We start from the raw sequence: 24,890 nt of genomic DNA on the forward strand, positions 1-24,890 counted from the left end.
GGCCAGCCGAGCGGTGCGCGGAGACCTCCGCATGCACCGGCCGCCGCCGTACGTACTCGCCCCGGACTACTCGCCCCGGACTACCGATCCCGGCCGGTCACCCCCAGCCGCGCGCGTCCTGCTTGAGGGCGGTGTCCACGGTGAGCGCCGTGGCCACCACGAGGCTCAGCAGCGGCTCGGGCAGCTGGTAGTGGATCTGCAGGACGTAGTTGTCCGCGGTCGTGAACAGGGTCTTGGCGAGGCCTTCCCAGGTCTTGGTGATCCGGGCGACCTCGTTGTCCGCGTGGTCGACGATGGCGAAGTTCCAGGCCCGCCAGTTCTCGGCCTTGATCGCGCCGACCTGCTGGCCGTTCGCCATCATCGCGAAGTTGATCTTGCCGATCATGTTCTTCTGGACGATCTCGCCGACCGGCGAGCCGTCCGGGCGGGTCACGACGACCCGCGACTTGAAGATCTTCGCGGGCCGGGTCAGCAGCAGCTGCGGCTGGCCGTAGGCGTCGCGGATCTCCAGCTTGTGGGTGAGGAACTGGTCGAGGCTGGAGACGAAGCGCAGAATCTTGCGCAGCACGCCCTGCCCGACCTGGGTGACCGAGCCGATCTCCCGGCCGCTCTGATCCATGACCTTGTACTCGTTGGTCAGCTCGATCAGCTTGGCCTTCTGGTTCACGACCAGGACGGGCTCGGTGAAGAGGGTGCCGCCACCGGGGCCGCCGGCCGTGACGCCGGCCTGCTGCTGCACCTGGCGCTGCACCTTGGCGTCGCCGGCCTGCTGCTGCGGGAAGGGGGCCTGCTGCGGCGGAACCTGCCCGCCCTGCTGCTGGGCCGGGTTGGTGTGCTCGGTCCACTGCGAGCCGTCCCAGTAGCGGAGCGTCTGCGCCGCCCCGTGCGGATCCGGGTACCAGCCTGCAGGAGTGTTCGATTGCGTGGTCACCGGGGCACACTACCCTGCTGTGACCGGTACCTGACCAGTCCGCACGGAGCGGTGTTCATCGCTCGTTCACCCCGTGACGATCGCCGGGTCGCTGACGCCGGGGAGGCCGTTCTCCACGTGACCGGCGAAGCCGCGCAGGAAGGCGGGGTCGGCGTCGGAGGTGACGGTCAGGTCGTACCAGCGTGTGCTCGCCGCGAGCGCGACGGTGTGCCGCACGGTCGCGCCGGGGCGCACCGTCACCGTGACCGGGCTGCCACCGTAGCCGTTGGCCAGCTTCAGTTTGACGGTGCCGGAGCCCTTGTTGGTGAAGGTGAGCTCGATGTCGTCTCCCGCGTGCCGGGCGGTGACCTCGGGTCCGGCAACCTTGTTGCGGCCCTTGAAGACGCGCAGGAAGCCGTTGGGGCCGTGCACGGCGAGGTCGTAGCCGCCGCCGGAGTAGACCGAGTTCCAGGCGTCCGAGAGCGTCTTGCCGGCCTGCGTGGTGTAGGTCCAGGGGCCGTCGGTGCGGCTGTTGGACGTGACGAGGAAGACCGCGCCCGCGTGCGCGCCCGAGGCGAACGTGAGCGTGAACTTCCCGGCCGCGGTGTCCGCCGAGCCGTCCACGACCGGGGCGTACTTCAGCGGGCGGGTGGGCCGGCTGCCGGGCTCCTGCCGGGGCAGCGACGGGTTGGCGGGCGGCTTGGGCACGTAGTCGGGGTGGCGGTCGTGGTCCTTCGGCTGGTAGCCGGCGGTGGAGGGCAGCGGGACCGGCGCGGTGTCCTTGCGGGAGAAGTCGAACGCACTGGTCAGGTCGCCGCATACGGCACGCCGCCAGGGCGAGATGTTCGGCTCCCGGACACCGAACCGCCGCTCGATGAACCGGATGATCGAAGTGTGGTCGAGGGTCTCGGAGCAGACGTAACCGCCCCTGCTCCACGGGGAGACGACCAGCATCGGCACCCGCTGGCCGAGTCCGTAGGGGCCGGCGACGTGTCCGGCGTCGCCCTTGAACAGGTCCGGCGCGGGGTCGACCGTCGACTTGCCCTGGGCGGCGGAGGCGGGCGGGTAGGGCGGGATGACGTGGTCGAAGAAGCCGTCGTTCTCGTCGTAGGTGATGAACAGCGCGGTCTTCCCCCACACGTCGGGGTTGGCGGTGAGCGCGTCCAGGACCTGGGAGACGTACCAGGCACCGTAGTTGGCGGGCCAGTTGGGGTGTTCGGTGAAGGCCTCGGGGGCGACGATCCAGGAGACCTGGGGCAGCCTGTCCGCCTGGACGTCGGCTTTCAGCTGGTCGAAGAAGCCCTCGCCCTTGCGGGCGTCGGTCCCGGTGCGGGCCTTGTCGTACAGGGGGTCGCCGGGCCGCGCGTTCCGGTAGCGGTTGAAGTACAGAAGCGAGTTGTCGCCGTAGTTGCCGCGGTAGGCGTCGTTGATCCAGCCCCAGCCGCCGTCGGCGTCGAGGCCGTCGCCGACGTCCTGGTAGATCTTCCAGGAGACCCCGGCCTGCTCCAGGCGTTCGGGGTACGTCGTCCAGCCGTACCCCTTCTCGTCGTTGCCGAGGACGGGGCCGCCGCCCGTGCCGTCGTTGCCGGTGTAACCCGTCCACATGTAGTAGCGGTTGGGGTCGGTGGAGCCGATGAGCGAGCAGTGGTAGGCGTCGCAGATGGTGAAGGCGTCCGCGAGCGCGTAGTGGAAGGGGATGTCGTCGCGGGTCAGGTACGCCATCGTCGTCGCGGACTTGGCGGGCACCCACTTGTCGTACTTGCCGCCGTTGAACGCGGTGTGGCCGTCGTTCCAGCCGTGCGGGAGGTCCTGGATGAAGGCCAGGCCCAGGTCGTCGGCGTCGGGGTGGAACGGCAGGATGTCCTTCGTGCCGTCGGACTGCTTCCAGACCGACCTGCCGTTCTGGGTGACCGGGCGGGGGTCGCCGAAGCCGCGGACTCCTCGGAGCGAGCCGAAGTAGTGGTCGAAGGAACGGTTTTCCTGCATGAGGACGACGATGTGCTCCACATCGTCGACCGATCCGGTGCGGTAGTGGGCGGGCAGGGCGGCCGCGCGCTGGATGCTGCCGGCCAGCGCGGTGAACGCCGTCGTGGCGCCGGCGAGTTGCAGGAAACGCCGCCGGTTGACTTCGGGCATGAGTGAGGGTCCTCTCATCCTGACGTACCAGATGCCGTCAGATGACGGAATCTGCGCGGAGCGAGTGTTCCAAGAGCAGCAAACGTCAGGGAAGGGTCTGGTGGCGCCCATGTGAAACTCGGCGGTCCGTGCGGTGCCGCGCGCCCGGCGGCGTACGGCCCGCTGCTCCTCGTCCTCGGCGCCGTGCCCCGGCGCGTCCGCACCGGGGCACGGCTACGGGTGGCCTCAGGATGTCAGATAGGCCTCCACCTCGCTGAACTGACCCGCCGGCCAGCCCGTGTTGGCGCTGACGGTCAGGCGGAGGTAGCGCAGGTTCGTGCCGCCGGGCAGGGACACGGTCGCGGTGTTGCCGGTGGCCGGGTCGAAGCGGTAGCCCTGGGCGCCCACGACGGTCGAGTAACCGGAGCCGTCGGTGCTGCCGAGCACCGTGACGGTCTGGGTACGGGCGCCCCAGGCGGCGGACGGCGGCAGCTTCAGCACCAGGCGGCGCACCGCGTAGGAGGAGCCGAGGTCGACCGTCCAGGACTGCGGGAAGGCGTTGTTGGCGGACTCCCAGTAGGAGTTGGCGTCGCCGTCGACCGCCTTGCCCGGTGTGTAGACGTCCTGGGAGCCGGTCGCGGTGGCCGGGCGGCCGTTGGCCAGGTTCCGGTTGGGGTCGGGCTCGGGGTTGCCCTGCCCGGGCTGCGGCCAGGTGGAGCAGTCCGACCACGTGCTGGACCAGCCGGAGTTGCCGCCGCCGTCGGTGAGGGTGAAGGAGCCGGAGTTCGCCGGGTAGGGGCAGTTGTAGACGCCGGCTGCCCCCACCTGGGTGGCGGTGACGTTCTTGAAGGCGGCCGCGCCCTGCGCCTCGGCCTGGACGACGACGGTACCGGTGTTCCGTACGGTCGCGCCGGAGACGTTGACGTTGCGCACCGGGTAGCCGCGCCCGCCGCCGGAGACGAACTCGAAGGCGCTGTACGGGCTGTCGGTGATCGTGGTGTCGGTGATGTCGACGGTCGCGTCGATGGCGCTGTCGTAGGAGTCGACGCGCAGGGCGCCCATCGGGTGGTTCCAGTTGGGGTTCATCGCACCCGTGCGCACCAGGGTGTTGCCGGCGACCGTGATGGTGCCGGCGAGGGGGTGGAAGGGGTCGAGGAACTTCTGGTTGGAGATGGCGATGCCGCTGCCCAGGGCGTTGGTGTCGGAGATCAGGTTGTTGCGTACGGCGATGTCGGTGCCGCCGTAGATGGCGATGCCGTTGGCGAGGTTGGGCTGCGAGATGGTGTTGTTCTCGAAGCTGGAGCCGGTGTCCGGGGAGTACAGCGACCACATGGCGAGGGAGTCGTCGCCCTGGTTGCGCAGGAAGTTGTTGCGGACCCGCACCCCCTTCGCGGAGCCGTTGAGGTTGAGGCCGTCGGCGGTGGTGTCGAGGATGCGGCTGTTCTCCACCACCAGGTTGTCGTTGTTGCCCATGAGCCACAGGCCGACCTTCAGGTGCTGGATCCACATGCCGGAGACGGACGAGTCGGGTCCGAGGGAGCCGTTGACGAAGTTGTCCGGGCTGGAGTCGACGCGTTCGGTGACCTCGCCGATGACCGCGAAGTCCCTGATGAGGACCTTGCCGGCGGAGGAGGACTGGTCGATGAAGCGGGAGGTGTGCACGACCGAGTACCAGCTGCCGGCGCCCTGGAGGGTCACGTTCTGCACGCCGCTCAGGGAGGACGTGATCCGGTAGTCGCCCGGCGGGATCCACACCGTACCGCCCTGGGCCGCGGAGATGGCGTCCCGGAACGCCTGGGTGGAGTCGCCGCCGCCGCTGGGGTCGGCGCCCTTGGAGACCACGGAGACCGAACCGGCGGGCTGGGTGGCGGCCGGGCCCACCTGCTCGAAGTCGGCGACGTCGACGGTGACCTGGACGCCGGCCGCCTCGACGGCGACCTTGTCGCCGGCCTGGACGTTCTGCCCGAGCAGCAGCCGGGTGTTGTCGAAGAAGTGGTGCGTCTTGGCACCGGGGATCCAGCCGGTGTCGATGTACGAGTATTTGGAGGTCACCGGGAAGGTCTTGGCGAGCCGGGTGCCGTTGACGTATACGTTCAGCGCCCCGGACTGACCGTCCGGGACACTGTATGCAACATTCAGCGCATTGGATGCACGCGGCACGGTGAACTCCACCCGCTGCCCGGCCGCCAGCCGCACGGCCTGTCGGCCGGAGGCCTCCGAGGCGAGGCTGCCCTGCGTGTAGTCCGGGCCGATCCGCGTACCGTTGCCCGTCGCCGCCTCGGCCTCCACGGAGGTGAAGGGCAGGGTGGCGCCCGCCGCCGCGTGGGCGGCGGGGGCGACGGCGACGAGCATGCCGGCAGCGAGGGCGACGACCGCTCCGATCGCCGGCATGCGCCTGACATGTCTGGCGGTGCTGCTGTGCATGTGCTGATCCCTTCGTGGTGGGGGTGCGTGGGATAGCAAGGTGCGTACGGGTGCGGCTCAGGCGCGCAGCCAGGCCGCCGTGTCCTGCGGCAGCCGGCCCGCGTCGTCCAGCGGGCCGCTGCCGAGCAGGAACCGGGAGTGGGCGGGGAGGTCGGCGGGCGTGGCCGCGAGGTTGACCACGCACAGCACGCCGTCCGCGCGGGAGAAGGCGAGCACGCCGTCGGGGGCGGGCAGCCAGGTCAGGGGGCCGTCGCCGAACTGGGGGCGGAGGGCGATGGCCTGGCGGTAGAGGGTGAGCATGGAGTCGGGGTCGTGCAGCTGACGGTCGACTGCATACGATGGCCAGTCGACCGGCTGCGGTAGCCACGGCTCCTCGTGTGAACCGAATCCCGCATACGGCATACCGTCGACCCACGGCAGCGGCACCCGGCAGCCGTCGCGGCCGGGGTCGACTCCATGCGATCGGAAGTACATCGGATCCTGTATGCGGTCGACCGGTATCTCGGCCTCCGGCAGCCCCAGCTCCTCCCCCTGGTAGACGTACACCGACCCGGGCAGCGCCAGCGACAGCAGCGCCGCGGCCCGCGCCCTCCGTGTCCCCAGCGCCAGGTCCGTCGGCGTGCCGAAGGCCTTGGTGGCGAAGTCGAAGGCGGTGTCTGCGCGGCCGTACCGGGTGACCGTGCGGGTGACGTCGTGGTTGCACAGGACCCAGGTGGCCGGGGCGCCGACGGGGGCGTGTTCGGCGAGGGTGGTGTCGATCGAGGCGCGAAGCCGGCCGGGGTCCCAGGGGCAGGTGAGGAAGGAGAAGTTGAAGGCGGTGTGGAGTTCGTCGGGGCGGAGGTAGCGGGCGAAGCGTTCGGGGTCGGGGAGCCAGACCTCGCCGACGAACACGGCGTCGTACTCGTCGGCCACGCGCCGCCAGGAGCGGTAGACGGTGTGGAGTTCGTCGCGGTCGAGGAAGGGGTGCGGTTCGGGGTGTGCGGCGAGGTCGGGGAGGTCCGGGTCCTTGGCGAGCAGGGCCGCGGAGTCGATGCGGACGCCGGCGACGCCCCGCTCGAACCAGAAGCGCAGGATGTCCTCGTGTTCCTGGCGGACGGCCGGGTGGGCCCAGTTGAGGTCGGGTTGTTCGGGGGTGAACAGGTGCAGGTACCAGTCGCCGTCGGGCAGCCGGGTCCACACCGGTTCGGTGGAGCCGGCGAACTGTGACGGCCAGTCGTTCGGCGGGAGTTCGCCGTGCGGGCCGCGGCCGGGGCGGAAGTGGAAGAGTGCGCGTTCGGGGCTGCCGGGCCCGGCGGCGCGTGCGGCCCGGAACCAGGGGTGCTGGTCGGAGACGTGGTTGGGCACGATGTCGACGATGGTGCGGATGCCCAGCTCGCGGGCCTCGGCGATGAGTTTCTCGGCCTCGGCGAGGGTGCCGAAGGCGGGGTCGATGGTGCGGTAGTCGGCGACGTCGTAGCCGCCGTCCTTGAGGGGTGACAGGTACCAGGGGGTGAACCACAGGGCGTCGACGCCGAGTTCGGCCAGGTACGGCAGCCGGGAGCGGACGCCCGCGAGGTCGCCGGTGCCGTCGCCGTCGCCGTCGGCGAAGCTGCGGACGTACACCTGGTAGATGACGGCCGAGCGCCACCAGTCAGGGTCTTTCCGGGCATGGCTGGGCTGTCCCACGGGGCGTGCCTTTCTGTGGAGGGGGTGGCGGCGTCAGCCTTTGGTGCTGCCCGCGCTGATCCCGGCGATGATGTGCCGCTGGAAGACGAGGAACAGCGCGACCATCGGGATGCTGGCGATCACCATCGCGGCGATGAGCACGGTGAGCTGGATGTTCTGCGACAGCTGGACCAGGGCCACGCTGATCGGTTGCCGGCCGGTGTCGGAGAAGACCATCAGCGGCCACAGGAAGTCCTGCCAGACGGCGACCAGCGCGAAGATGGAGACCACGCCGAGGACCGGCCGGGACATGGGCAGGACGACGGACCACAGGATCCGCAGCGGGCCGGCGCCGTCGATCGCGGCGGCCTCCAGGACGTCGGGGGGCAGCTGGTCGAAGAACCGTTTGAGCAGGTAGAGGTTGAAGGCGTTGGCGGCGGCCGGCAGCCAGACGGCGAGGGGGTCGTTGAGCAGGCTGGTGTGGATCAGCGGGAGGTCGGCGACGGTGAGGTACTTGGGGACGACCAGGGCCTGCGCCGGCACCATGAGGGTGGCGAGGATGCCGCCGAGGACCGCCTTGCCGAAGGCGGGTTTCAGCTTGGACAGGGAGTACGCGGCGGCCGTGCAGAGGACGAGCTGGAAGGCCCAGGCGCCGGCGGCCTGGACGACGGTGTTCCCGAGGTGCTGCGGGAGTTGCATCAGGTTCCAGGCGTCGGTGTAGCCGGCGGGGTGCCAGTGCTCGGGCAGCAGGGTGGGCGGGGTCCGGGCCACCTCGTCCGGGGATTTCAGGGCGCCGGTCACCATCCAGTAGACGGGGAAGAGGAAGGCGAGCGCGAAGAGGACGACGACGGCTGTGAACACCGTCCAGTAGACGGCCTTTCCGCGCGGGCGGGCGAGGGTGGCCGGGGAGACGAGGGTGCGGGTGCCGGTGGTCATGCGTCCCCCTCGGAGCGGGTGAGCCGCAGGTAGGCGGCGGAGAAGGCGCCGAGCAGCAGGAGGAGCATGACGCTCAGGGCGCAGGCGCCGCCGAAGTCGTTGTAGAGGAAGGCGTATTTGTAGATGAGGTACAGGACGGTGACCGTGGCGTTCTCGGGGCCTCCGCCGGTGATGACGAACGGTTCGGTGAACACCTGCATGGTGGCGATGATCTGAAGGAGCATCAGCATCAGGATGACGAACCGGGTCTGCGGGACGGTGACGTGCCGGACGCGTTGGAGGAGGTTCGCGCCGTCGAGTTCGGCCGCCTCGTACAGCTCTCCGGGGATGGACTGCAGGGCGGCGAGGTAGATGAGGACGGTGCCGCCCATGTTGGCCCAGGTGGCCACGATCACCAGGGAGACGAGTGCGGTGTCGGTGCCGTTGGACCAGTTCGAGGTGGGCAGGTGCAGCAGGCGCAGCGTCTCGTTGGCGAGGCCGGCCCCGGGGTCGTAGAACCACTTCCACAGCAGGGCGCTGACCACCGGCGGGATCATCACCGGCAGGTAGACCACGATCCGGAAGAAGGCCTTGGCGTGCCGGAGTTCGTTGAGGACGAGGGCGAGGAGGAAGGGGACGGCGAAGCCGAGGAGGAGGGCCAGCAGGGTGAAGGTGAGGGTGTTGCGCCAGGCGGCCGTGAACTCGGGGTCGTGCAGGACGCGGGTGAAGTTGGCGGTGCCGGCCCATGCGGGCGGGGAGCCCGGTGTGTACGTCTGGAAGGCGATGACGACCGCGCGGATCGCCGGGTACCAGGAGAACAGGGCGAAGCAGAGCAGTCCGCCGAGGAGGAAGGCGTGGGCCCGGACCTGGTCGGTCAGCCGGCGGCGCCGGCGGTTCCCTGCCGGGGGCGGCGCCGAGGCCGGCGGGACGGCGGTGTGCGTCAGGGGGTACCGCTCGGCCGTGTGCGCCGGGTTCGCCGTGTTCGTCATGGCGGTCAGCTCCGGGCCAGAATGCTGTCGATCTTGCCGGACGCGTCCTTGAGGAGCTGGTCGATGTCGGCGTCCTTCCGGGTGAGGACGGCGGAGACGGTGGCGTCGAGGACGGAGTAGATCTGCTGGGCGTGCGGCGGTTCTATCTTCAGCCGGAGCTGGTGGTTGCCGTCGAGGAAGGCCTGGTAGTTGCGCACCGGGACGTTGGCGTTGGCCTTTTTGATCCGCTGGTCGGTGGCGTCGGCGGCGCCGGTGAACAGGCGTGGCTCGGGCAGGCCGACGGGGGCGTCGTTCTTCCTGGCGCGCGCGTAGTCGCCGAGGAAGCCCTTGCCGGGGGTGAGGAACATGTGGTCGAGCCACTTCAGGGCGGCGCGGATCTGGGAGGGCGTGGCCTTCTTGCTGACCATGTAGCCGTCGCCGCCGATGAGGGTGCCCTTGCCGCCGGGCATGGGGGCGAGGGCGAGGTCCTGGTAGGTGCCGCCCTTCTCCTTGACCAGGATCGGGATGTTGTCGGGGGCGGCGAGGTACATGCCGAGTCTGCCCGAACCCATCATCTGCTGGACGTCGTTGATGACGAGGAGCTGCTTGCTGCCCATCGAGTCGTCGGTCCACCGCATGTCGTGCAGGGTGCGCAGGACGGCGCGGCCTTCGGGGGTGTCGATGGTGGCCTTGGTGCCGTCGGCGCTGACGACGTCGCCGCCCCGGGAGTACAGCTCGGCGGTGAAGTGCCAGCCGCCCTGGTTCTGGGCGCTGTAGTCGGCGTAGCCGACGGTGCCGTCGCCGAGGGCGGCGATCCGCCTGGCGTCGGCCCGGACCTCGTCCCAGGTCGCCGGGGGCTTGTCGGGGTCCAGGCCGGCCTTGCGGAAGAGGGCGCGGTTGTAGATCAGCCCCATGGAGTATCCGGTACGCGGTATGCCGTATACCTTCCCGTCCACGGTGTAGATGTCCCGCAGCTGCTTCTGGATGCTGTCGTAGCTCTTGAGTTCCTTGAGGTACGGGGTGAGATCGGCGGCCTGGCGGACGTCGACCACGTGCCGGGCGTCGGTGAAGTAGGTGTAGAACACGTCCTCCATCTGGCCGCCGGCGAGTTTGGCGTCGAAGGTCTTCGGGTCCTGGCAGGGGAAGGCGTCGTGGGCGACGACGTCGATGTCCGGGTGGTCCTCCTCGAAGGCGGCGACGTCCTCCTCGAAGAACCGGCGGTCGACCTTGGCGCTCCTGGGCGGTTCGCAGTTGACGGTGATGCGGGTCTTGCCGCCCGCCGAGCCGCCGTCGCCCGACCCGCAGGCGGTGGCGGCGAGGGCGAGCGAGGAACAGACGCCGATCGCGACGACGGTACGGCGGAACCCGGTGCTGGTCATCGGTGGACCCCTCATGGCACTCGTGGCAGGAGCGGTGGGCGCCGCACACTCAAGCACCGCAGCCATGAGTCCGCAAGATGTCGCGCAGTATCTGTAATTATTCGACAGTCGACTGGATCTTCTGGGGTTCAGTCGCGCGGGGCTTGCGCGGTGGACCCGCGCACCACCAGTTCCGGCTCGAACAGCAGCTCCTCGGCGGGTACGGCGCCGCCCCCGATCTGCGCGTTCAGCAGCTCCACGGCCGCGCGTCCCATGGCCTCGATGGGCTGGCGCACGGTGGTCAGCGGGGGCTCGGTGCAGTTCATGAACGCCGAGTCGTCGTAGCCGACGACGGAGATCCGGCCCGGGACGTCGTACCCCTTGCGACGGGCCGCCCGGACGGCGCCGAGCGCCAGCGGGTCGGAGGCGCAGATGATGCCGGTGACCCCCCGGTCGATCAGCCGGGAGGCGGCGGCGTGACCGCCCTCGAGGGAGAACATGGCCCGCGCGACGCACTCCTGAGGCAGATCGCCGGCGATCGCCCGGGCGGCGGCCAGTTTGCGCGCCGAGGGCACGTGGTCGCGGGGGCCGAGGACCAGGCCGATGCGCTCGTGGCCGAGGGAGGCCAGGTGCCGCCAGGCCTGCTCGACGGCGACGGCGTCGTCGCAGGACACGCCCGGGAAGCCGAGGTCGTCGATGGCCGCGTTGACCAGCACCACGGGGATGTTGCGCTCGGCCAGCAGCCGGTAGTGGTCGTGCGGCGCGTCGGCCTGGGCGTACAGACCGCCGGCGAACACGACGCCGGAGACCTGCTGCTGGAGGAGCAGTTCGACGTAGTCCGCCTCCGAGACCCCGCCCTTGGTCTGGGTGCACAGCACCGGGGTGAGCCCCAGCTGGGCGAGGGCGCCGCCGATGACCTCGGCGAAGGCCGGGAAGATGGGGTTCTGCAGCTCGGGCAGGACCAGGCCGACGAGCCGGGCGCGCTCGCCGCGCAGCTGGGTGGGGCGCTCGTAGCCGAGGACGTCGAGAGCCGTGAGCACCGCCTGCCGGGTGGCGTCGGAGACTCCGGGCTTGCCGTTGAGCACCCGGCTGACCGTGGCCTCGCTGACCCCGACCTTCTTCGCCACTTCCGCAAGTCGTCGCGTCATGGCCGCAAGCCTAGCGCAAGCAACGCAAACGGCTTGCGTAACGCGGTGAGGCCACGGAGGGGCCGGCCCGGCGCCGCCGGCGACCTGAACGCCGACGGTGCCGGGTCAGTTCCCGGGGGACGGGACGACCGTCAGGTGGGAGGCGGCGCCGCGTGGGCGGCGCGGGCGGCGGACCGGCGCGACGGCCCGGCGCGGGTCGCGCAGGATCATCGACAGGCGCCGGTAGCCGAGCTCCAGCAGCGGCTGCGGCGACTCCTCGACGATGCGGCACTCGGTGCGCCCGCGGCGCGGGTCCGGGTGGTGCAGGAGGCGTACCGCGCCGTCGAGGCGGGTCGCGGCCTCGCCGACGGACCTGATCCAGTGCGGCAGGCCCTGCCGGTAGGCGGCCTCCATGATCGGGTCCTGGGCGATCTCCCGCCGCACCGCCTGGAGTTCGTGGTCGTGGCCGTGCGTCTCCAGGGCGGAGCGGACCTGGGCCAGCATGGGCAGGCACCAGCCGGGCTCGTGCTCGCCGAGGACCTCGCCCGCGTCGGGGTGGAACAGCACGAACCGGAGGAAGTTCTCCCCCGGCATGGCCGTCGGGTGGGGGCGCACGCCGCAGAAAAGTGTCTCGAACGCGCTGTTGGCCATGACCACGTTCCAGTGGCGGTCGACGACCAGCGACGGGCAGGCCAGGTACTCCAGCAGTGCTCCGTAGTCCTGAAGGTACGCCTGGGTCTCGCAGGTCTCGGGGACGGGCCGCGGTGCCGGCCGCTGCCCTCCTGCCTGATGTGCCATCGGGAGGTCACCCCTCTTGCCTCTGCGGCCTTTCTCGCGGCGATGCGATCCTGCTGCCCCGGCAAGAGTCGTGTCAACTATCGTGGCATTTCATGCCGGTTGACGGCTGAAATTCGCCACAGTTGTGGCGACACCTGGATGTGAGTTCGAGACACCGGCTACTCTCCGGGAAGTTCACGGCGATCGCTCGTGAGAAGCACGGACGCATCTGAAGCCCTCTAGAGACGTAGGAGTTCTGTCGGTGACGGATGGCTACGAGGATCCGGGCGCCTCGGCGACCGCCCAGCTGCCGGCCGTCGTCGCCCGCGTCACCGCGCTCGCCGACCGCCTCGGTGTGCCGCACGCCGAGGTCTTCGACGTCGGGCGGCTGTCCATCGCCTGCGGGGTGCCGGAGCCGGTGGTCAGAGCCCTGCTGAGCGGTCGGCCCGCGGGCGAGCCGGACGTCCAGGCCCGCTTCCTGCAGCGCCTGGACCTGCTGCGCCGCACCCGGCTGAAACCGGGCGGACGCCGCTACACCCAGCAGGAGATCGCCGACGGCGCCGGGATGTCCCGGCAGCAGGCCGGCGCCCTCATCAACGGCGACCGGCGGCCCACCATGGAACACTGCGACGCGCTGCAGCGCTTCTTCCGGGTGCACGCCGGCTTCCTCACCGCGGAGGACCCCGAGGCGCTGGCGGGCGCGCTGCAGCGCACCGAGCAGGAGCTGCTGCAGAAGCTCGCCGACCGGGAGCGGGCCGCCGCCGAGACCGCGCAGGACCCGCTGGAGCGGCTGCTGCAGGACCACGGCGTGCGCGGAATAGCCTGGCGCGCGGCGCAGTTGCCCACCGACCAGCACCGGGACAAGGTCGCCGAGTGGCTCGACATGCTCCTGGAGAGCGTCAAACGGCCCGAGTCGTGAGCCTGGGGAGGACTGTGGGCATCGGCAGGGACATGCGCCGGCTGTGCAACGAACTGCTGGGCGGGCTGGACCTGCCCGCCCCCGCGCCGCCGGACGAGCTGTACCGGGCACTGTGCGGGGCGATGAGCCGCCGCCGCGGCCGTCCGGTGCACTTCCGTACGGCCGCCTTCCCGCCCGGCACGGCCAGCGGGCTGTGGCTCGACCTGACCGACCGGGACGTCGTGGTGGTCGAGGAACGCACCGCTCCCGACCACCAGTTGGTGATCCTCGGTCACGAGCTCTGGCACATGCAGGCCGACCACTGCGGGCTTCATGTGGAGGGGGTCGGCGCGGCGACGCGGCTGCTGCGCGAGGACACCGACCAGGTGGCGCTGCAGGCGGCGGTGCAGCGGGTCGCGGCCCGTACCCGTTTCGACCTCGCCGAGGAGCGGGACGCCGAGACCTTCGGGCTGCTCCTGGCGAGCAAGTGCCGTACGTGGATGGCGGGTTCGGCGCTGCGGGTGCCGGTGCAGCGGGACGGTGTGGCGGGCCGTATCGAGGCGTCGCTGGGCTACCCGGGCCAGCACGGCTGACCGGACCGGCCGAGCGGGGGCGTACGCCGCGCTGCCGTGCGCCGGAGCGGCATGGTGCCCTGCCCGGCGGGTGCGCCGGCAGTGAACCGTTTCTTCCGCGCGAACCGCTGGTTCGGGGGCGGTTCGGCCTCGGCTAAGCGGGCTAACCGGCGCGGAGCCAGACGGCGTTGTCAGTGGTGGGCGGCAAGCTGGGGAGTGCGCCGCAGAGCGCGTGACCGTGACGCCTACTCGGGGAGAGCCGACCGATGCCCACCGCCGTACTGACCGACCGTGAGCGTACCGCCGTCCAGGCCTACCTGCGGCTGCTGCATACGGTGCGCGCCGCCTTCGACGGGCCACCGGACGCGGACCGGCCCGCCGTCGTCCCGCCCGCCGTGCTCGCCGAGGCGGAGCAGGCGCTGGCCCGGGCGGGGCTGGCGGGCAACGAGGAGGCGTTCTTCCGGCTCCTGCGCGAGTGGTGCCCGCCGCCGGCCTGAGCACCGGGCCGGTTCCGTGCCGCCGCCGTCACCGGGACGGCACCGCGACGGCGGCGGCCGTACCCGGCGGCTGCACGCGCACGCCGGCAGCCGGGCCGGCGGGGGGACCGGGCGCGGCCGGGCGTCGGTGCCGCCGCGCCGGGCCGGCCGTGGGCGTCAGGGCCGCCGGCCCGGACCGGCCCCGGGTGTCAGGGCCGCGGCGGCTCGGCCGCGGCGTGCGGTATGACCACGGACGTGGCCACCACACCCGCCCGTACGGTCCACCGGCCCTCGAAGACCTGGAGCCGCCGGCCGCCGACCAGGGGGCCGGGGACCAGGAGTACGGCGCGCAGGGTGCCGTACGGTGCGCCGTCGGCGTCCGGCTGCACGGTGATGTCGGCCTCGGAGAAGTCCAGCCACTTGCGGGTGAGCGGGAACCACGCCTTGTAGACGGACTCCTTGGCACTGAACAGGAGGCGGTCCCAGTGCACGGCCGGCCACCGCGCGGCCAGCCCGTCGAGCCGGGTGGCCTCGGCGGGCAGGAAGACGGAGGGGCCGACGCCCTCCGGGAGCGGCCCGTGGGGTTCGGCGTCGATGCCGAGGGAGGCCAGGTCGGTGACACGGACCAGGGCGGCGGCGCAGTAGCCGTCGCAGTGGGTCATGCTGCCGGCCAGCCCGTCCGGCCAGCGCGGGGCGCCGCGTTCGCCGGTGAGGACCGGCTGCGGCGGCACGCCGAGCTTCTCCATGGCGCGCCGGGCACAGCCGCGGACGGCGGCGAACTCGCGCCGCCGCTTGGCCACCGAGCGGGCTACGAGCGCTTCCTCGGCCGGGTAGAGCGGGGCGTCCCACAGCGGGTCGTCAGCGCGCGCCTCCACGGCCACGACCGACTCCGGGAGCAGCTCCTCGATCACCTGCGTCGACCTCCATCGGCAGGACACGGCGCAGCCTTCCCGGCGGGTCCGGGCGCTTGCGCCACTCGCGGGGATAGCCGACGGAGACCTCCAGGAAGCGGACCCCGTCGTGCCAGGTGGTGCGGGGAATGTGCAGATGGCCGTAGACCATGGTGGCGACGCGGAAGCGGCGGTGCCAGTCGGCGGTCAGCGTGGTGCCGCACCACATGGCGAACTCGGGGTGCCACAGCACCTCGGTGGGGTGCCGGTGCAGCGGCCAGTGGCCGGCCAGCACGGTCGGCAGGTCCGCGGGCAGTTCGGCGAGCCTGCGCTCGGTCTCGGCGACCCGGGCCCGGCACCACGCCTCGCGGGTCGGGTAGGGGTCGGGGTGGAGCAGGAACTCGTCGTTGCAGATGATGCCGGTGCTCTCGGCGTAGGCCAGGCCCTCCGCCTTGGTGGTGCTGCCGGCCGGGAGGTACGAGTAGTCGTACAGCAGGAAGAGGGGGGCGACGGCGACCGGGCCGCCGGGGCCGTGCCACACCGGGTAGGGGTCCTCGGGGGTGACGACGCCGAGTTCCCGGCACACCTCGACCAGGTGGTCGTAGCGGGCGGCGCCGCGCAGGGTGACCGGGTCGCTCGGATGGGTCCACAGCTCGTGGTTGCCCGGTGCCCACAGCACCTTGCGGAAGCGGCCGGCGAGGGTGCCGAGGGCCCAGCGGATGTCGGCGACGGTCTCCGCGACGTCACCGGCGACGATCAGCCAGTCCTCGTCGCTGTGCGGCCGCATGTCCTCGACCAGGGCGCGGTTGTCCGGGTAGCTGATGTGCAGGTCGCTGATGGCCAGCAGCTGTCCGGCCCCGGCCGTCGACTCCACCTGCGCACCCCTTCCGATCATCCGATGACACAACAAGAACACATCGAGCGGTCCCGGGACAAGAGCAACCTGTCCGCGTGTCAGCCTCCGGCCCGGCCGGCGCCGCGTGTCCACGAGGGGGCCGGGTCCGCCGGAATCCGTAACCCGCGCGTTGCACGACGGGGCCTTTGAAAGCCGTATGATCGCCCCGACACCGACGCCCTCAACTCCCCGCTTTCCACGGGGCCGTTCGGTGACCCTTCCTCCCTCCTGCCCGGGCACGGGCCGCTCCGCCCTGCCCGCACACCCCCGAAAGGCGGCCTGCATGCCCTCTCGCGTACGCGTCTGGCTCAACCGCACGTACGCGGAGAACGTGTTCTTCATAGATCAGCTGCGGCGAAATCCCGGCGACCGCGCGGTGGAGATCCACGCCACGCACGGCGACCCCGACTCGCCCGTGCTGGCCGCCGCCGACACCGCCGACCTGGAACCGGAGGGCCTGTCCCCGGCCGCGTACGTCGAGTACGCCCTCGACCAGTGCGTCCGGCGCGGCATCGACGTGTTCGTGCCCCGGCTGCACCAGGCCGCGATCGTGGCGCACCGCGCCGAGTTCGCGGCGGCCGGTACGGCCCTGCTGGCGCCGACGCCCGAGGCGGTCGCCGTCTTCGAGGACAAGGCGACCGCGTACGAGGCGGTGCGCTCGGTGGGCGTTCCGGTGCCGCCGTGGCACCGGGTCCGGACCGCGGACGAACTCGTGGCCGCCGTCGAGGAGTTGGAGGCGTCCGGCCACCGGCCCTGCTTCAAACCGGCCTCCGGTGCGGGCGGGGCCGGCTTCCGGATGATCACCCGGACGCCCTTCTCGCTGGCCCACCTGAACGGCTTCCCGGGCCCGTACGTCCAGCTGGACCTGGTCGTGGAGGCGCTGCGGCGGGCCGGGGAACCGGTGGACTGGCTGGTGATGCCCCGTCTGGAGCAGCCCGAGGTGTCCGTCGACTGCCTGACCGGGCCGGACAACCGGGTGCGGCTCGCGGTGGGACGCACCAAGAACGGCCGTCGCCGGGGCTTCACCCTGGACGAGCGGTGGCTGGCGCCGGCCCGGCTGATCGCGGAGGGCTTCGGGCTGCACCACCTGTCCAACATCCAGTTCCGGATGCTCGGCGACCGGCCGGTGCTGCTGGACGTCAACACGAGGCCCGCCGGAGGCCTGCACCAGCTGTCGCTCTGTGGGGTGAACGCGCCGTGGGCGGCGGTGCAGCTGGCGCTGGGCGAGGACCCCGGGGTGATCGAGCCGCCGTTCCTCGGACAGGACTACACGGTGGTGGCGGGGCCGCGCCCGCTGGTGCCCCCGGCGCTCCCGCGGCAGCGGGTGCAGTCCGGGGTGCTGCTGCCCGCCGTACCGGCGCCGGCACGGGCCGCCTCGACGGGTGAGGTCCTGCCGCTCTAGGCCGTCGGCCGGCCGCGGGTCCGCCGCCGGCCGTCGCGGACCCTTGTGGTCCGCCGCGGCTCCTCGCGGCCCGTCGTCCCCGGTTCCGCTCCTGCCGGGACGCTCGCCCCCACCGGTATGGACCAATTCCGTCCGTCTCCTTGACAGGTCGATTGGTCCATACCAAATTCGTTGGCGCATCAGGTTCCGCACTCCCCTGCCCTCCCGAACACCCCTTCCCCACAGGGAGATAGCGTGCGCCACACACCCGGACGTCCCAGACGCCGTCTTCTCGCCCTGCTCGGCTCCGCCGCCCTCGCGCTCGGCGGGGCCGTGGCCCTCCCCGGCACCGCCCAGGCGGCGAACATCCTCACCAACCCCGGCTTCGAGTCGGGCAACCTCTCCCCCTGGACCTGCACCGGCAACCTCGGCTCGGTCGTCTCCTCCCCCGTGCACGGCGGCGCCAAGGCGCTGCAGGGCGCGGTGACCTCCAGCGACAACGCCCGGTGCAGCCAGACCGTCGCCGTGCAGCCCCACACGACGTACAGCCTCAGCGGCTGGGTGCGCGGCAGCTACGTGTACCTCGGCGTCGACGGCGGCGCCTCCACCTGGACCACGTCCCCGTCGGCGTACAGCCGGCTGAGCCTCACCTTCACCACCGGAGCCTCGCAGACCAGCGCCACCCTCTACGTCCACGGCTGGTACGGCCAGGGCACCTACCACGCCGACGACATCAGCCTGGACGGCCCGGGCGGCGGTGACGGCGGGGACACCCAGGCGCCGACCGCGCCCAGCGGACTCGCCTCCACCGGCAGGACCTCGTCGAGCGTGTCCCTCAAGTGGAACGCCGCCACGGACAACGTGGGCGTGACCGCGTACGACATCTACAGCGGGGCCGACCGGCTCCTGAGCGTCTCCGGTACGTCGGCCACGGTCGCCGGCCTGTCGCCCAGCACGAGTTACACCTTCACCGTGAAGGCGCGGGACGCCGCCGGCAACACCTCGCCCGCCTCCGACGCGGTGACGGTGACGACCGACGCGGGCAGCGGCGGCACCGGGTTCAAGCAGGCGGCGCCGTACCTCTACGAGGGCTGGGGCGATCCCCCGAACCCGACGACGGTGATGAGCGCGACCGGCGCCAAGTGGTTCACCATGGCGTTCGTGCTGGACTCCGGCGGCTGCACCCCCGCCTGGGACGGCAGCCGGCCGCTGACCGGCGGCGTGGACCAGACGGCGATCAACCAGATACGGTCCGCCGGCGGTGACGTCGTCCCGTCGTTCGGCGGCTGGCAGGGCAGCAAGCTCGGCGCCAACTGCTCCTCCGCGAGCGCCCTCGCCGGGGCCATCCAGAAGGTGGTCGACGCCTACGGCCTGAAGGCGATCGACTTCGACATCGAGAACACCGACGAGTTCGAGAACGAGGCCGTCCAGGCGAGGATCCTCACCGCGCTGAAGACGGTCAAGGCCGCCAACCCCGGCCTGAGGACCATCGTCACCTTCGGCACGTCCACCACCGGGCCGACGTACTACGGCAACCGGCTCATCGAACAGGCACAGTCGCTGGGCGCGAACATCGACGTGTTCACCATCATGCCGTTCGACTTCGGCGGCGGCTCGGACATGTACGGCAACACCGTGAACGCGACGGAGGGGCTGAAGAACAAGCTGAAGTCCACCTTCGGCTGGGACGACGCGACCGCCTACGCGCACATCGGGATCTCCGGCATGAACGGCCTGTCCGACCAGCAGGAGACGACGACCCCGGCGATCTGGACCCGGATCCGGGACTGGGCCGACACGCACCACATCGCGCGGCTCGCCTTCTGGTCGGTCAACCGCGACCGGCCCTGCCCGGGCGGCGGCGTCGCCGAGAACTGCTCCGGCATCAGCCAGAGCACCTGGCAGTTCACCTCGATCACGGCCGGCTTCACCGGCTGACGGTCGCGGGGAGTACGGCGGAGGGCCGCTCGGCGGAGCGGCCCTCCGCTGCTACCTCAGGTAGGCCAGACCCGGATGCACCTCGGTGTAGCGCTCGACCAGCCTGCGGGCCACGCTGACCGAGTCGACGAGCGGATGCAGCGCGAAGGCCTTCACCGCGGTCGCCCGGGAACCCGACTCGGCGGCGGCGAGCACCTCGCGCTCGACGGCCTTGACCGAGCACACCAGGCCGGCGGCGTGCCCGGGCAGCGGATCGGCGGCGAGCGGGTGGGCTCCGCTCGCGTCGACCAGGCACGGCACCTCGACGACCGCGTCGGCGTCGAGGAGCGGCAGGGTGGAACGGTTGCGGACGTTGAGGATCAGGGTGGCGCGCTCGTCGCGGGCGATGGCCCGCATCAGGGCCAGGGCGACCTTCTCGTACCCGCCGGACAGGTCCTCGGCCTCGCGTTCGCCCGCGCCGGCGCTCTCCCGGTTCTCGGCCATGTACGTCGCCTCGCGCTCGGCGCGGGTGCGGTCCCAGGCGTGCAGGGCGGAGACGCCGGGGCCGGCCGCCTCCTCGTAGAAGCGGGCCTGCTGGTCGCGCAGGAAGGCGCCGCGGGTCTTCTCCGCCTCCTGGTAGGCGCGGACGGTCTCCCGGTTGAAGTAGTAGTAGTGCAGGTACTCGTTGGGGACCGCGCCGAGCGAGCGCAGCCAGTCGGCGCCGAACAGCCGGCCCTCCTCGAAGGAGCCGAGCAGCGCGGGATCGCCGAGCAGCCGCGGCAGTTCGTCACGCCCGGCGACCCGCAGGGCGCGCACCCAGCCGAGGTGGTTGAGGCCTACGTAGTCGATGAAGGCCTCCTTCGGGTCGGCGCCGAGGACGCGGGCGATACGGCGGCCGAGACCGACCGGGGAGTCGCAGATGCCGATGACGCGGTCGCCGAGCCGGCGGGACATGGCCTCGGTGACCAGGCCGGCCGGGTTGGTGAAGTTGATGACCCAGGCGTCCGGGGCGAGGCGGGCCACGCGCCGGGCGATGTCGACGGCGACGGGGACCGTGCGCAGACCGTAGGCGATCCCGCCCGCGCCGACGGTCTCCTGGCCCAGCACGCCCTCCGCGAGGGCGACCCGTTCGTCGTTCGCCCGGCCCTCCAGGCCGCCGACGCGGATCGCGGAGAAGACGAAGTCGGCACCGCGCAGGGCGTCGTCCAGGTCGGTGGTGGCGGTGACCGTGGGGGCGTCGGGGACACCGGCGGATTGTTCCGCCAATACACGGGTTACTGCATACAGTCGGCGGTCGTCCGTATCCTGTAGAACGACTTCGGTGACCCGCCCCTCCGCACGGTCGGTCAACAGCGCGCCGTACACCAGGGGAACCCGGAACCCCCCGCCACCCAGAATCGTCAGCTTCACACCCGCACCTTCCTTCCGCGCCTGCACCCTTCTAGCAGACCTCCACCGCACGGGGAGCACCAGCACGGCCGCCACGGCCCACGGGCTACTGGCTACTGGCTACTGGCTACTGGCTACTGGCTACCGACTACCGGCGAGGTGGGTTCCTCCTCCATCGGCCGCGCGCCATCAGCGAGACGGCGCCCCAGGGTCGATCGGCCCGACATGCGCCCCGCCGTCGCCGTCTGACCGAATACGGACGGCTTCACCCGGTGAACTCGCCCGCCCCGCACGGACTTTCTTTGTTTCAAGTCTTGACGGTCACGGCCCCGAAGAGCACATTGGCGGCACTTGAGAGCGCTCTCAAGCCAACGTGGGAGCGCTCTCACACCCCGCACACTCCCCGTACCCGAAAGGCTCCCCATGAGCGCATCCTCCGGCATGCCCAGACCCCGCTCGCTGCGCCGCGCGCTGGTCGCCGTCGCCGCCGCACTCGGTCTGGCCGCGGCCGTCGCCACCGCCGCCGGCGCGCCCGCCAGCGCCTCCGCGCCCGCCCCGCCCACCGGCTGGACGCAGGTCTTCGTGGACGACTTCAACGGCGCGGCCGGCTCCGGTGTCAACACCGCCAACTGGCAGTACGACACCGGGACGTCCTACCCCGGCGGCGCCGCCAACTGGGGCACCGGCGAGGTCGAGACGATGACGTCGAGCACCGGCAACGTCGCGCTGGACGGGAACGGCAACCTGCTGATCACCCCGCGCCGCGACGCCTCCGGCCACTGGACCTCGGGCCGGATCGAGACCAACCGCACCGACTTCCAGCCCCCGGCCGGCGGGAAGCTGCGGGTGCAGGCCCGGATCCAGATGCCCGCCGTCACCGGTGCGGCCGCCAAGGGCTACTGGCCGGCGTTCTGGATGCTGGGCGCGCCGTTCCGCGGCAACTACTGGAACTGGCCGGGCATCGGCGAGCTGGACATCATGGAGAACGTCCAGGGCCTGAACACCGACTGGGCCACCATGCACTGCGGCACCAGCCCGGGCGGCCCGTGCAACGAGACCTCCGGCATCGGCAACTCCACCTCCTGCACCGGCACCACCTGTCAGGCCGGCTTCCACACCTACGCAATGGAGTGGGACCGCTCGACCAGCCTCGAGGAGATCCGCTTCTCCCTCGACGGTGTCAACTTCCACACCGTGCGGGCGAACCAGGTCGACGCGACCACCTGGGCCAACGCCACCAACCACGGCTACTTCATCATTCTGAACGTCGCGATGGGCGGTGGTTTCCCGGACGCCTTCGGCGGCGGCCCGGACGCCGGCACCGAGCCCGGTCACCCGATGACCGTGGACTACGTGCAGGTCCTGCAGTCCTCCGGCGGCACCACCACTCCCCCGCCGACCGGCAACCGGGACGCCTACAGCGCCATCCAGGCGGAGTCCTACGACAGCCAGTCCGGTGTCGTCCCGGAGAGCACCACGGACGCCGGCGGCGGCCAGGACATCGGCTCCCTCGCGAACGGCGACTGGGCGCTGTACAAGGGCGTCGACTTCGGTTCCACGGCGGCCAGGCAGTTCTACGCGCGGGTCGCGAGCGGTGCGGCGAGCGGGGTCAGCGGGCTGGTCGAGGTGCGCCTGGACAGCCGTACCAGCGCGCCCGTCGGCAGCTTCGCCGTGGGCAGCACCGGGGGCTGGCAGTCCTGGCGGACGGTGCCGGCCAACATCAGCGCGGTGACCGGCACGCACGACGTCTACCTCACCTTCACCAGCGGCCAGCCGGCCGACTTCGTGAACGTGAACTGGTTCGACTTCGGGCACTGACCGGCAGGGGCGGCGGCGCCGGGGAGTTGACCTTCACGCATACGTCAACCCCTAGCGTCGCCGCCATGACGACCACACCGCCTTCCGCCCGCACGGGACTTCAGGTCCGCCTCGCCGCCCGCCCGCACGGGCTGCCCGCACCCGGCGACATGGAGATCGCCGAGGTGGCCGTACCGGATCCGGCGCCGGGCCAGGTCCTCGTCCGCAATCTGTTCCTCTCCCTGGACCCCGGCATGCTGCTGCTGATGGCGGAGGGGGCCCGGCTGCCGCTGCCCCGCTACGAGATCGGCGCGCCGATGCACGGGGACGCGGTCGGCGAGGTCCTCGTCTCCGCGCATCCCTCGTTCTCCCCGGGGGACCTGGTGGTGCACCGGCTCGGCTGGCGGGAGTACGCGGTGGCCGGGGCGGGGGCGTTCCGGCGGGTCGACCGGGGCGCCTACCCGAGCCCGTCCCTGCACCTCGGTTTCGGGCTCGTCGCCTACGCGGGCCTGGTGGAGGTGGCCCGGCTCCAGCCCGGCGACACGGTGTTCGTCTCCAGCGCGGCCGGTGCGATCGGCGGCCTGGCCGGGCAGATCGCCCGGCTGCTGGGGGCGCGGCGGGTGATCGGCAGCGCCGGCTCGGCGGCGAAGGTGGCGCACCTGACCGGGCGGCTCGGTTTCGACGCGGCCTTCGATCACCATGACGGCCCGGTCCTGGACCGGCTCCGCGAGGCGGCGCCCGACGGTATCGACGTCTACTTCGACAACGTCGGCGGCGAGCAGCTGCGGGCCGCGGTCGAGGTGATGAACGAGCACGGCCGGATCGCCCTGTGCGGGGCGCTGCAGCAGCAGTCCACGGGCCGGCCCGATCCCGGGCCCGGCGACCCGGTGAAGGTGATCGCCAAGCGGCTGACCCTGCGCGGTTTCACGGTCCGCGAACACCTGGACCTGGCGGCCGAGTTCGGGGAGCGGTTCCGCGGCTGGCTGCGGGACGGCTCGATCGTGTACGACGAGACGGTGGTCGACGGCCTGCACAACGCCCCGGCCGCGCTGGCCGACCTGGTGCGCGGCCGGTACACCGGGAAGACCGTGGTCCGGCTGGGTGTTGGGGACGACCGTGATGCTGATCGGTGAACTCGCCTCCGCGACGGGCACGACGACCCGTACCCTGCGCTACTACGAGGAGCAGGGTCTGCTGGAGCCCGGGCGGACCGCGGCCGGGTACCGGGTCTACGGGCCGGAGGCCGTCGTCCGGGTGCGCAACGTGCGGGACCTGCTCGGGTCCGGGTTCACGGTGGAGAACGTGAAGTCCTTCGTCCGCTACCTCGACAGCGACCTGCCGGAGGTGTTCGCGTACTCGGATTCCTGCGCGGCCCACTACGAGGTGGGCGCGCGCCGGGTGGCCGAACTCCGGGAGCGGATCGAGGCGCTGACCCGGATGCGGGACACCCTGGTGCGCCGGATGCCGTGGCTGGCCGATGAGCCGGCGGGCCCGGCCGGTGCAGGGGCCGGGAGGGTCTAGCGCAGCTCCGCCCGGAACGCCACCGGCGTCTGGCCGGTGTGCAGGTGGAAGAACTTGGAGAAGTTGGCCGCGTCGGGGAAGCCGACGGGCGCCCCGACGCGGCCGATGGGCAGATCGGTGTGGGCGAGGAGGCGTTTGGCCTCCAGGACGACCCGCTTGTCGATGAAGCCCTTGGGGGTCTCGCCGGTGGCCGCGCGGACGGCGCGGACCAGGGTGCGGCGGGAGTACCCGAGGGCGTCGGCGTAGGCGCTGACGCTGTGGTTGGTGGCGAAGTCCTGCTCGACGGCGTCCCGGAACCGGGTGAAGGTGCTGTCGGCGTGCCGTTCGGAGGTCTCGGCCGAGCTGGCGGCGAGGTGGGCCAGGCGCAGCAGACAGGCGGTCAGGGTGTGCCGCAGGACGGCCGTGTGCAGGCTGAGCGGGAGCGTGGCGGTGTCCTCGTACTCGCGGCGCAGCTGGGCGAGGGCCGACTCGAGTGCGGTGAGCTGTGCCGGGTCGGGGTGCAGCAGGGGCGGCAGGTCGTAGCGGTACAGGCCGGTGGCCTCGACGGTGGCGCGGGGCAGGAAGCCGGGCTGCATGGTCAGCACGGTTCCGCGGTACACGGATGCGCGGGAGAACCGGTGGACCTGTCCGGGGCGGATCCACAGCAGGTCGCCGGCGTCGGCCTCGTACTCGGCGAAGTCGATCATGTGCTGTACGGGGCCGTCGGTGAAGAGCATGACCACGTGGAAGTCGATGCGGTGGACGCGGTGCAGGGGGGCGTCGGCGTGCCAGCGGCGCTCGGTGCCCATGGGTCCGACCTGCATGCCCACGCCGCCGACGGCCAGCTCGGCCGGGAAGGGGAAGGTTCTGATCCCGTCACCCTCAGCTTGGTCTCTTATAGCCGCCATGTCCTTTTCGTGCCGTCCCTGTCGCGCGA

At 71.6% G+C, this 24,890-nt stretch carries 21 protein-coding genes; 8 read left to right on the forward strand and 13 right to left on the reverse strand.

What is annotated here, in order from left to right; all coding sequences use genetic code 11:
* Positions 1-97: 97 nt before the first annotated feature.
* From ABZ923_RS31750 to ABZ923_RS31790, 9 genes are all read right to left on the reverse strand, one after another.
* Complete coding sequence (locus ABZ923_RS31750) at positions 98-931, reverse strand: phospholipid scramblase-related protein (RefSeq protein ID WP_361478552.1); 834 nt, start codon at positions 929-931, stop codon at positions 98-100.
* Positions 932-997: 66 nt separating this feature from the next.
* Positions 998-3,046, reverse strand: a complete 2,049-nt coding sequence (locus ABZ923_RS31755; protein ID WP_361478555.1) for a phosphocholine-specific phospholipase C — start codon at positions 3,044-3,046, stop codon at positions 998-1,000.
* A 225-nt stretch (positions 3,047-3,271) separates the two neighbouring features.
* Positions 3,272-5,449, reverse strand: a complete 2,178-nt coding sequence (locus ABZ923_RS31760; protein WP_361478558.1) for a discoidin domain-containing protein — start codon at positions 5,447-5,449, stop codon at positions 3,272-3,274.
* A 57-nt stretch (positions 5,450-5,506) separates the two neighbouring features.
* Positions 5,507-7,114 carry a glycoside hydrolase family 13 protein gene (locus ABZ923_RS31765; protein WP_361478561.1) on the reverse strand — a complete coding sequence of 536 codons (1,608 nt, stop codon included), beginning with the start codon at positions 7,112-7,114 and terminating at the stop codon, positions 5,507-5,509.
* 33 nt (positions 7,115-7,147) lie between these two features.
* Positions 7,148-8,029, reverse strand: coding sequence for a carbohydrate ABC transporter permease (locus tag ABZ923_RS31770; RefSeq protein WP_361478563.1), 882 nt, complete (start codon positions 8,027-8,029; stop codon positions 7,148-7,150).
* Positions 8,026-8,997, reverse strand: coding sequence for a sugar ABC transporter permease (locus ABZ923_RS31775; protein ID WP_361478566.1), 972 nt, complete (start codon positions 8,995-8,997; stop codon positions 8,026-8,028). The genes ABZ923_RS31770 and ABZ923_RS31775 overlap by 4 nt, the downstream gene beginning before the upstream one ends.
* Before the next feature lie 5 nt (positions 8,998-9,002).
* Complete coding sequence (locus ABZ923_RS31780) at positions 9,003-10,355, reverse strand: extracellular solute-binding protein (RefSeq protein ID WP_361478569.1); 1,353 nt, start codon at positions 10,353-10,355, stop codon at positions 9,003-9,005.
* 128 nt (positions 10,356-10,483) lie between these two features.
* The gene (locus tag ABZ923_RS31785) at positions 10,484-11,482 is read right to left on the reverse strand and encodes a LacI family DNA-binding transcriptional regulator (protein WP_361478572.1); all 999 of its coding nucleotides are present in this window, start codon (positions 11,480-11,482) and stop codon (positions 10,484-10,486) included.
* Between the two features lie 105 nt (positions 11,483-11,587).
* On the reverse strand, positions 11,588-12,259 hold the full coding sequence (locus tag ABZ923_RS31790; RefSeq protein ID WP_361478575.1) for a hypothetical protein: 672 nt from the start codon (positions 12,257-12,259) through the stop codon (positions 11,588-11,590).
* Between the two features lie 241 nt (positions 12,260-12,500).
* On the opposite strand from ABZ923_RS31790, the gene ABZ923_RS31795 reads away from it, so the two are divergent.
* From ABZ923_RS31795 to ABZ923_RS31805, 3 genes are all read left to right on the forward strand, one after another.
* A complete protein-coding gene (locus ABZ923_RS31795; protein WP_361478578.1) occupies positions 12,501-13,157 on the forward strand; it encodes a helix-turn-helix transcriptional regulator in 657 nt (218 codons plus the stop codon).
* 14 nt (positions 13,158-13,171) lie between these two features.
* Entirely contained in the window at positions 13,172-13,729 is a 558-nt protein-coding gene (locus tag ABZ923_RS31800; protein WP_361478581.1) for a toxin-antitoxin system, toxin component, read from the forward strand.
* A 245-nt stretch (positions 13,730-13,974) separates the two neighbouring features.
* On the forward strand, positions 13,975-14,205 hold the full coding sequence (locus tag ABZ923_RS31805) for a hypothetical protein (protein WP_361478584.1): 231 nt from the start codon (positions 13,975-13,977) through the stop codon (positions 14,203-14,205).
* A gap of 188 nt (positions 14,206-14,393) precedes the next feature.
* Here ABZ923_RS31805 and ABZ923_RS31810 read toward each other — a convergent pair whose 3' ends face one another.
* A complete protein-coding gene (locus ABZ923_RS31810) occupies positions 14,394-15,095 on the reverse strand; it encodes a 4'-phosphopantetheinyl transferase superfamily protein (protein WP_361478587.1) in 702 nt (233 codons plus the stop codon).
* On the reverse strand, positions 15,043-15,948 hold the full coding sequence (locus tag ABZ923_RS31815; protein ID WP_361478631.1) for a metallophosphoesterase: 906 nt from the start codon (positions 15,946-15,948) through the stop codon (positions 15,043-15,045). The genes ABZ923_RS31810 and ABZ923_RS31815 overlap by 53 nt, the downstream gene beginning before the upstream one ends.
* A 304-nt stretch (positions 15,949-16,252) precedes the next feature.
* Here ABZ923_RS31815 and ABZ923_RS31820 point away from each other — a divergent pair, with 304 nt between their 5' ends.
* A complete protein-coding gene (locus tag ABZ923_RS31820; protein WP_361478590.1) occupies positions 16,253-17,371 on the forward strand; it encodes an ATP-grasp domain-containing protein in 1,119 nt (372 codons plus the stop codon).
* A 234-nt stretch (positions 17,372-17,605) separates the two neighbouring features.
* Positions 17,606-19,288: a carbohydrate binding domain-containing protein gene (locus tag ABZ923_RS31825; protein ID WP_361478593.1), complete on the forward strand. Its 1,683-nt coding sequence runs from the start codon at positions 17,606-17,608 to the stop codon at positions 19,286-19,288.
* A gap of 51 nt (positions 19,289-19,339) precedes the next feature.
* Here ABZ923_RS31825 and ABZ923_RS31830 read toward each other — a convergent pair whose 3' ends face one another.
* Complete coding sequence (locus ABZ923_RS31830; protein ID WP_361478596.1) at positions 19,340-20,677, reverse strand: 6-phospho-beta-glucosidase; 1,338 nt, start codon at positions 20,675-20,677, stop codon at positions 19,340-19,342.
* A gap of 402 nt (positions 20,678-21,079) precedes the next feature.
* On the opposite strand from ABZ923_RS31830, the gene ABZ923_RS31835 reads away from it, so the two are divergent.
* The 3 genes from ABZ923_RS31835 to ABZ923_RS31845 all read left to right on the forward strand — a co-directional run bounded on the left by ABZ923_RS31835 (position 21,080) and on the right by ABZ923_RS31845 (position 23,974).
* Positions 21,080-22,474, forward strand: coding sequence for a glycoside hydrolase family 16 protein (locus ABZ923_RS31835; protein ID WP_361478598.1), 1,395 nt, complete (start codon positions 21,080-21,082; stop codon positions 22,472-22,474).
* Positions 22,475-22,539: 65 nt separating this feature from the next.
* Positions 22,540-23,586 carry an NADP-dependent oxidoreductase gene (locus ABZ923_RS31840; RefSeq protein ID WP_361478601.1) on the forward strand — a complete coding sequence of 349 codons (1,047 nt, stop codon included), beginning with the start codon at positions 22,540-22,542 and terminating at the stop codon, positions 23,584-23,586.
* Positions 23,573-23,974: a MerR family transcriptional regulator gene (locus tag ABZ923_RS31845; protein ID WP_361478604.1), complete on the forward strand. Its 402-nt coding sequence runs from the start codon at positions 23,573-23,575 to the stop codon at positions 23,972-23,974. Before ABZ923_RS31840 ends, ABZ923_RS31845 begins: the two co-directional genes overlap by 14 nt.
* Here the strand turns inward: ABZ923_RS31845 and ABZ923_RS31850 are convergent.
* On the reverse strand, positions 23,971-24,861 hold the full coding sequence (locus ABZ923_RS31850; protein ID WP_361478607.1) for an AraC family transcriptional regulator: 891 nt from the start codon (positions 24,859-24,861) through the stop codon (positions 23,971-23,973). The two genes, ABZ923_RS31845 and ABZ923_RS31850, sit on opposite strands and share 4 nt — an antisense overlap.
* Positions 24,862-24,890 lie beyond the last annotated feature (29 nt).

Source organism: Streptomyces sp. NPDC046881, assembly GCF_040645015.1.
Classification (GTDB): Bacteria; Actinomycetota; Actinomycetes; order Streptomycetales; family Streptomycetaceae; genus Streptomyces.